Origin of the sequence: Streptococcus sp. HMSC066E07, from assembly GCF_001814695.1 — a bacterium.
Classification (GTDB): Bacteria; Bacillota; Bacilli; order Lactobacillales; family Streptococcaceae; genus Streptococcus; species Streptococcus hominis.
In genome coordinates this window covers 55,826-63,693 of record NZ_KV817419.1, presented here as the reverse complement: position 1 = coordinate 63,693, position 7,868 = coordinate 55,826, and the positions used below count along the sequence as shown (strand labels likewise).

At 38.6% G+C, this 7,868-nt stretch carries 7 protein-coding genes and 1 other annotated feature; all 7 genes read right to left on the bottom strand.

What is annotated here, in order from left to right:
* On the bottom strand, positions 1-1,886 hold a 1,886-nt coding region (locus HMPREF2984_RS02290; protein WP_180363188.1), incomplete at its 3' end, for a GbpC/Spa domain-containing protein.
* Between the two features lie 348 nt (positions 1,887-2,234).
* Positions 2,235-2,528 (bottom strand): 50S ribosomal protein L27, encoded by a 294-nt coding sequence (gene rpmA, locus HMPREF2984_RS02285; RefSeq protein WP_003024983.1) that lies wholly within the window; start codon positions 2,526-2,528, stop codon positions 2,235-2,237.
* Between the two features lie 17 nt (positions 2,529-2,545).
* Positions 2,546-2,890, bottom strand: a complete 345-nt coding sequence (locus HMPREF2984_RS02280) for a ribosomal-processing cysteine protease Prp (RefSeq protein ID WP_003040403.1) — start codon at positions 2,888-2,890, stop codon at positions 2,546-2,548.
* A 16-nt stretch (positions 2,891-2,906) separates the two neighbouring features.
* Entirely contained in the window at positions 2,907-3,221 is a 315-nt protein-coding gene (rplU, locus tag HMPREF2984_RS02275; RefSeq protein ID WP_003035040.1) for a 50S ribosomal protein L21, read from the bottom strand.
* A gap of 34 nt (positions 3,222-3,255) precedes the next feature.
* Positions 3,256-3,327 (bottom strand) — a sequence feature (ribosomal protein L21 leader region).
* A 125-nt stretch (positions 3,328-3,452) separates the two neighbouring features.
* The gene (gene thiI / locus HMPREF2984_RS02270) at positions 3,453-4,667 is read right to left on the bottom strand and encodes a tRNA uracil 4-sulfurtransferase ThiI (protein ID WP_070670242.1); all 1,215 of its coding nucleotides are present in this window, start codon (positions 4,665-4,667) and stop codon (positions 3,453-3,455) included.
* Positions 4,668-4,670: 3 nt separating this feature from the next.
* A complete protein-coding gene (locus HMPREF2984_RS02265; protein ID WP_059220639.1) occupies positions 4,671-5,813 on the bottom strand; it encodes a cysteine desulfurase family protein in 1,143 nt (380 codons plus the stop codon).
* A 112-nt stretch (positions 5,814-5,925) separates the two neighbouring features.
* A complete protein-coding gene (locus HMPREF2984_RS02260) occupies positions 5,926-7,845 on the bottom strand; it encodes a fructose-1,6-bisphosphatase (protein ID WP_049534311.1) in 1,920 nt (639 codons plus the stop codon).
* Between the last annotated feature and the right edge of the window lie 23 nt (positions 7,846-7,868).

The window sequence follows — 7,868 nt, the reverse complement described above, 5'->3', positions numbered from 1 at the left end:
TCCTTATAAACGTACGTCACTTCCGTCGTCCCTTCACTTACTTTCCCTTGTTCGTTACTTGGAAGTTGGTCTAAAAGCAATTCGTAAGTTTTTCCATTAGAAGTTACTATAGTCGTTTGTCTATGTTCCGTCGTATCATAATTAGCACCAATGGATGTATTAGGTGTATCTTCAACACTCTCTTTAATCGTTTCGCCAGCTTGATTTCTATAATTTACGATAACATTTCCAGTCACTTCAACGTAAGAATTATATACATTGGTTATTCCTAATTTAACTGTACCTGTTATATTATCAGATGACGATACATATTTATAAACTTTACCATTGAATGTTATTCGGTCTTCATGCGTTCCTGTATAACTTTCACCTATAAGTGTGCCTTTAGGTTTGACAGTTTGTGTTTCTGTCAACTTAGTAGTTGTACCTTGAATATAATTGTCAAGTAATACAGTCCCTGCTTTATTATAGCTAAAGAATTTATAACTTAAATTAGGCTTAGTTAAAACGAAAGGTGAAGGCAATTTACTTGTAATGGCTAGCCAATATCCTTTATCAAATTCCGAATATCTACGCATAGTAAACGAAATAACACTGCCATTTTCTGTTACACCTGCAATACTAGTTTTATAAAAATCAGGATTGTCGTAGCTATCTGTAATTCCTGCTGTAGAAGTAGTTGCAGCTAAACGATTATCAGATTGTTTCTCAACATAAGAACCAGTTATTTTTACTGGTTTGAAGTTATAATCTGTTATCCCTTCCTCATGAGTCTTTCCATCAGCAAGTATCGTTTTTGACAAACTTGTCAGCGCCAATATAGCCGGATTGTCTTGATTAAATTGAATGAGATTATCATCTTCATCATAAAAACGGATTTTGACACCATACCTAGACGGTGCTGATAAATTATAAAAAGTATAGATTCCTTTTGTTGGATCTTTTTCCGCAAAACCGATGATACCTGTTCCACTATTTAAATTTGTTACTTCATACACGACTTTAGCAATTTTTTTACCATTATAGCTTGAATTTTGTAAATTTGTGTAAGTGGCTGTTATAGTCTGACCTTTGTCAATCTTTGGAATAACAAATCTACCCGAAAGAGTGGTGGTATAAGCTGCTACGGGATTGTTAGCAAATTTCTTACCACTGCTTACATATTCTTCGTATGACATCGCTTTAGGCATATCTTGCTGACCAAATTCAGTTGTACCTGTAATTGATAGGTGAGCATTTGGTTCGTTTTCAAATTTCAGTCCTTGAGTTACAACTTCACTAAGATATCCTGGCTTAGTTGTATTGGCCTGCGCTACTGCAAGATCGTTTTTGTATTTCTCTATCGCTTCTTTGATACGTTTTGCTTGTTCTTTTTCACGCGCATTAGCTTCTGCTTCTAGAGTAGCGACTTCTGCTTCAGTATTCGCAGTTCCAATATTTTCTGTCGCCTCTTGCTTTGCTTCAATCCCATTATTCTTGGCTTCTGTTACAGCGTCTTTTAATTCTTGATTTTCAACTGTTACATTTGGATTTTGATTTTCTGTCTGTGCAGTAGATAGCATTGCTTGAGAAGCGGCTGCAGTAGGTGCTGTTGCAGCTGCTCTACTAGTTGAATTCATAGTAGTAGCTGAATCAGCCTTTGTAGTTGTCAGAGTAGTATTATCTTCTTGTCTAGCCATTTGTGATTGTACAACAAGACTTGTATCTGACGCTTCAGCTATAGGTATAGGTGCTGTTGTTTTAGGACTTTCAATATCATCAGCCGCCACACTCTTGTGTAAACTAAACATTGCGATTATTCCAAATATAATAACACCAACAGTCCCGTAAATTTTATTTTTACGAATTGAGCCATGACCTTGAAGTTCATTATTTTTTCTAAACATGCTAGTATCCTTTTTATAAATTATTTATCTTATCTATTCCTGAAGGTATAACTATATATGGAAATAGAAGAATTTCATTACTAATTACAACTATATTATTACTTGTAATCACGTTAAAGATGTCATTATACATTATACTTTGATAACTGGAATAATTCAACTAATATGATACTAAAATACATAAAAAACACATATAAACTGTAGTTAAAATAAAGATAGCTGCAAAGTTGTTCACAGCTATCTTATAATGAGATGAAGATTGTTCGTTTTATCTACATTTCTTTTGTTGTTTTCAAATTATCATTTTCAAAAGAAAGACCCGTACCATGAGGTAGGGACTTTCAATTCTTATTTCGCAATTGGGTAAACAGAAACTTGTTTTTTATCGCGACCTTTGCGTTCAAAGCGTACAACACCTTCAACTTTTGCAAACAAAGTGTCATCTCCACCACGTCCAACGTTGATACCTGGATAAATGTGAGTACCGCGTTGACGATAAAGAATTGATCCACCAGTTACAGTTTGTCCGTCAGCCGCTTTAGCTCCAAGACGTTTTGCTTGTGAATCGCGTCCGTTAGATGTAGAACCTCCACCTTTTTTATGGGCGAAAAGTTGCAGATTAGCAAGATTCATTTTCAACATAATGTTTTTCCTCCGTGTTAGTTTTCTGTGATAACTCTTGTCTGGACGAACTCAGCTGAGTCCTCCGATAGGTTTGCCATACCCAAGAAGAATGATTCAAAGAAAAGCTGAGTCATTTCTCTTTGGTGAGGTGGAATATCTGTAGGAATCTCTACCCGTAAGAATCCACCTTCTTCTTCGTTTAATTCTAAGATTGGTTCATAGCCTGCGAATTTTTCAATCGAATTGATGAAATTTATGGCAAGCGTAGAAACCGACGCACACACGACATCAAAGCCGTATTCGCCACTTTCGGCGTGTCCAGTAATTTCTGCACTCCTCAGCTCACCATCCTCGGCTCGTTCAAAGACTGCTTGTATCATGTGCTCTCCTTAAAAATCAAGCGTTGATTGCATTGATGACAACCTTAGTATATGGTTGACGGTGACCTTGTTTACGATGGCTACCTTTTTTAGGTTTGTACTTGTAAGTAACAACCTTCTTTTGTTTTCCTTGTTTTTCAACAGTTCCAACAACAGTAGCTCCAGAAACAAGCGGAGTTCCGACAACAGTGTTTTCACCACCAACAAGAACAACTTCGTCAAATGTTACATCTTGACCAGCTTCAACGTCTAATTTTTCAACGTAGATTGCTTGACCAACTTCAACTTTAACTTGTTTGCCGCCAGTTTTAATGATTGCGTATGTGCTCATTATGCACCTCCTATGAATTTTACGGGTTTCCCCTAATTTTGTGAAGACTCGCCTAGCATCGTGGGACGAACCACTTATGACGATGTTCGAGCGGTTGCACAGGCTGTGCATAGTCAACTCTCTAAGTATAGCATTTCTAGAATTATTTGACAAGTATTTTTTATCAAAAGACTAACTGAGTAGCTTTTAGTAATTTCCCAGAATAACTTCCAATCTCAAAATCCGTTCTTATTACAACAATCCTTCAATCATCTCATCCACTTCGTCTGTTTCTGCTTCTGGTGTGATTTCAGTAATGATGATATCAGCAACAGCACGTTCCACTAATCCTTCCACATCCATACGTGTTTCGTATTGCTCTGCATTTTTTATCTTTGGATTGGTTTTCGGACGATCTGGGGCAAAAATGGTACAGCAATCTTCAAAGGGCTGAATTGAGATATTAAGGGTATCAATCTTTTCAGCAATGTCAATGATTTCCAGCTTATCCATGGTCACAACTGGGCGAATAATTGGAGTGTTAGTGACAGCATTGATTGCTTGCATGCTTTCTAGCGTTTGGCTAGCAACTTGACCAAGGCTTTCTCCGTTGATGATAACGAGCCCACCACGTTCTTCACGAATGCGATCTGTAATGCGCATCATAAAACGGCGAGTCAGGGTCATCAGATAAGCTTCTGGTGCTTTCGCTTTGATTTCTTCTTGAATTTCCGTAAATGGCACTTCAATAAATTGGATATTACCACCAAATTTGGTTAACTTGCGTGTCAAATTCTGCGCCTTTTTAAGAGCACCTGGACTTGTATAAGGCGGGCTCGCAAAGTGAACCGCTTCAATATCCACTCCACGTTTAAGGGCTAGATAGCCCGCAACCGGGGAGTCAATTCCGCCTGACAGCATCAACATCCCTTTTCCAGATGTCCCAACAGGAAGCCCACCTGCTCCACGGATTGTTTCATAAGACAGATAAGCTGCTTCTTCGCGGATTTCTACTTGCAGTGTAATATCTGGCGCTTTCATCATGACTTGAACATGTGGAATCGCATCAAAGACTGCATTTCCCAAGGTCTGGTTCAATTCACGACTATCCAATTCAAAATTGTGGTCACTGCGTTTACTGGCAATCTTAAAAGTCATCCCCTCTTTATAAATCTCTTTCATAATTGTCTGCACCGCTTCAACTAAAGCTGGTACTGATTTTTCAATCTTATAAGACGGAGAGAAATTTTGAATCCCAAAAATCTGTTTGAGCGATTCTGCAACTGGCTGATAGTCCGTTCCGTGAAGATAGACATGTGCACGATCTCGGTCTGCTTTCACATGCACATCTGGGTAGATAGAGAGGACTGCTTGCATATTGCGTTTCAATTTGTTAATAAAACGCATGCGATTTTTTCCTTTAGTTGAAAGCTCGCCGTAGCGAACCATAATTTCTGAATATTGCATTGCTTACCTTACTTTTCTAGTTTTTTCATAAATGAGTTTAAACGTTGTCAGGAATTGCTCAATCTGACTCATATCATTATTGACATCCAGACTAATTCGCACAGCCGTTTGAGCTAAGGATTTTTCAACACCCATGGCTATCAAAGTTCCAGCTGGTTTGCCAGCTTTAGAGGAACAAGCACTCGTAGTAGATATATAAATGTCATACTCTTCAAAAGCATGAACCACTACTTCACCTCGTACGCCTTTAATCCCAAAAGTCAGGATATGGGGCGCAAACTCTTCTATTCCTGAAAAAATCGTCACATCAGGGTATTTTGCTAGTTCTTCTAAGATAACCTCTTTCATCTTGGTCGTTCGTGTGATGAAGACTTCCAAATTTTCCATAGACATGCGCAAGGCTTTTGCAGTTGCTGCAATGCCCGCCAAATTTTCAGTTGTAGAACGCTTGTCTGATTCTTGACCGCCACCATTCAACAGCGGACTGATTTTCTTACCAGACTTGATATAGACAAAACCAACACCTCGTAAACCATGGAATTTATGGCTAGAAAATGTCGCAAAGTCCACGCGCTCGGTCAAGTAATCTTCCGTTGAAATCTTAGCTATGGCTTGTACTGTATCCACATGAAAAGAAATAGTTGGCTTGTCCGCTAAAAGTTCTGAAATAGCTGCAATTGGTTGAACAGAGCCGATTTCATTGTTGACCGCCATGACTGAAATTAAAGTCGTATCCGATCGGATAAGGGTAGCTAATCTTTCAACATCTACAAAACCTTTTTTATCAACAGGCGCAAAATCCACTTCAAAACCTTGCTGCGTCAGCCAGAGAGCGGATTCTTTCACTGCTGGATGCTCAATAGCAGATACAATGATATGCTTGCCATAACGCGCTTTTTCAAAAGCCACGCCCTTGATAATCCAATTATCTCCTTCCGTCCCTCCGGACGTAAAGAAAATCTCTTGAGAGGATTTACCGAGAAGCTCCGCAATTTGCCTGCGAGATGCATCTAACAAGCGGATCGCCTGATTGCCCAAACTGTGGAGACTAGAAGGATTTCCCCAAATTTTAGAAGCAACTTCTGTATAGGTAGCCAAAGCCTCTGGGTAAGGCTTGGTTGTTGCTGAATTGTCTAAATAAATCATCTTAAACCTCTACATTTCAATACTCCTATTGTAACATGAAAAAGAAATGGGGACAACAGCAAGACTTGAAATGAAAAGGCCCTCCAAGTTTTGGCTTGGAGAGATGTAAAGGTTAATCATAAAATTCATGCAAGAAAGCAGATAGTTCCTGTTGTTGTTCGATGAGGCTTTGCCCGATTGTCGTTGATTTTATCAAAGTCCGCTCACGGACATGTTCAATCACTCTCTTCAAGGATGAGAGATCTACAGCCTTCTCAATCATTTTTTGCACATTTTGAAAAGGTTGGTGTGTGACAATTTGAAAACCATATGAATTATTGAGCAAGGAATAACCAGCAATTCCCGTTTTCTTTTGATAGGCTTCACACAAACCACCGTCAATAACGAACAGCATTCCTTCTCCTCGAATCGGCGATTCTCCCTTCAGCGTTTTCACAGGTGTATGCCCATTTACAATCCTAGAATGTTCTGAAAAAAGCCCAAATTCTTCCAAAATCAACTTGCAAATCTTAGCAGAATTCCGATAGGAGAAATAGGGATTTTCCTTTTCAACGTGCGTTTCCTTATCCTCAATAAAATAACGCTCTAGGGTGGTCATCTTGTCCTTGCCAAACAAGGGAGACAGTTTTCCATTCCAGCAATACCAGATAAGATCCGTTGAGAAATCGTCTTGAATCTCCGGATTTTTAGAACTTTCCCGAATATGGTATTCAAAAAAGTCGAGCAATTCTTTACCAGCATAGCGGATTTGATTGATTTGCAAAGGTTGAAAGTCTCCTGATGTCTCTAGAGGAATACAGCCATGAAACAGGAGATGGTTGTTATAAATCTTATACATGGAACCCTTGTTCATCAAAAACGAAATGTGGTTCTTGAGCTGAATAGAATGCTGGAATGAATCCAGCAAAGTAGCAACCACTTCTTCTTCCTCGGCTGTCAGTTGATCTGGCTGTTGAGGATTGATTGTTTGGAAGCAAGTATTAGCTAAAAAATGCTTCTTTTCTCCAACTAGAATACTTTCTTCCCAATAATCAATCTTATCCAGAGTAAGGTGTTGAGACATATTAAATTCTGGTCGTCTTTTGATGAGCTGATTTTCCAATTTAAACTGGATAATCGCTAAAGCTTGGTGAATCTTTTCCAACTGAAGAATTTCCTCAGGAGAATAATCGTCACTTCTTTTTCCTAATTTTGGTTTGAACTTTGCATTTTCAGAATAAGTTTTTTCTGCAAAGAGAACGAGCGGTCTTAGATTGAGACCATAAGCTCTCTCAATATCGTAAAGATAGCCATATCTAGCAGCTATTCGCAAGAGAATAAGCAAGCATTCTTTTGATCCGAAGAAAGCCCCCATCCAGATAATATCGTGATTGCCCCATTGAATATCCACAGAATGATAAGCCATGATTTCATTCATTACTTTATCTGCGGCTGCCCCACGGTCAAAAATATCACCAACTATGTGAAGATGATCAATGATTAACTGCCGAATGACCTTTGCTAATGCCGAAATAAACTGACTTGCCTCGCCTAAATCAATCAAATAGTTCTGAATCGTTTCAAAATAAATATTGCTATCCGGCAAATTTCGATCTGTATAGAGCAATTCTTCAATCACATAAGCATATTGTGGTGGCAAAGCTTTTCTCACTTTGGAACGAGTGTATTTTGCTGCCACAAAAGTTAGCAAAATCAACAAGTTTTGAATAATTTCTCCATACCAGCTCTTGTCTTTCAAAGGATAAAGGAACCCATCGCTCAAAACTTCCTGGGGATAAGCAATCAGCAAGGTCAGCTTGTCTTTTTCCGCTTTTGATAATTCCTCTCCAAAACAGTCGTTGATTTTTTCATTCAGATTCCCCGCACAGGTCCTTAGGATATAGTCAAAAGCCTCAAACTCACCATGAATATCACTAAGGTACAACTCGGTTCCTTTCGGCAAATTTAAAATAGCTTCCAGATTGATTAACTCTGTAATGACCTTTTGCTTGGAATCAAACTCTTTTAATAAAATTCGTTTGTATTGTTCCATTCGTTCACCTCGTTTAAATACAG

Coding starts and splice junctions, on each gene's coding strand:
- HMPREF2984_RS02265 (WP_059220639.1), bottom strand. CDS start 5,813: ATGATTTATTTAGACAATTCAGCAACAACCAAGCCTTACCCAGAGGCT.
- rpmA (WP_003024983.1), bottom strand. CDS start 2,528: ATGTTGAAAATGAATCTTGCTAATCTGCAACTTTTCGCCCATAAAAAA.
- thiI (WP_070670242.1), bottom strand. CDS start 4,667: ATGCAATATTCAGAAATTATGGTTCGCTACGGCGAGCTTTCAACTAAA.
- HMPREF2984_RS02280 (WP_003040403.1), bottom strand. CDS start 2,890: ATGATACAAGCAGTCTTTGAACGAGCCGAGGATGGTGAGCTGAGGAGT.
- HMPREF2984_RS02260 (WP_049534311.1), bottom strand. CDS start 7,845: ATGGAACAATACAAACGAATTTTATTAAAAGAGTTTGATTCCAAGCAA.
- rplU (WP_003035040.1), bottom strand. CDS start 3,221: ATGAGCACATACGCAATCATTAAAACTGGCGGCAAACAAGTTAAAGTT.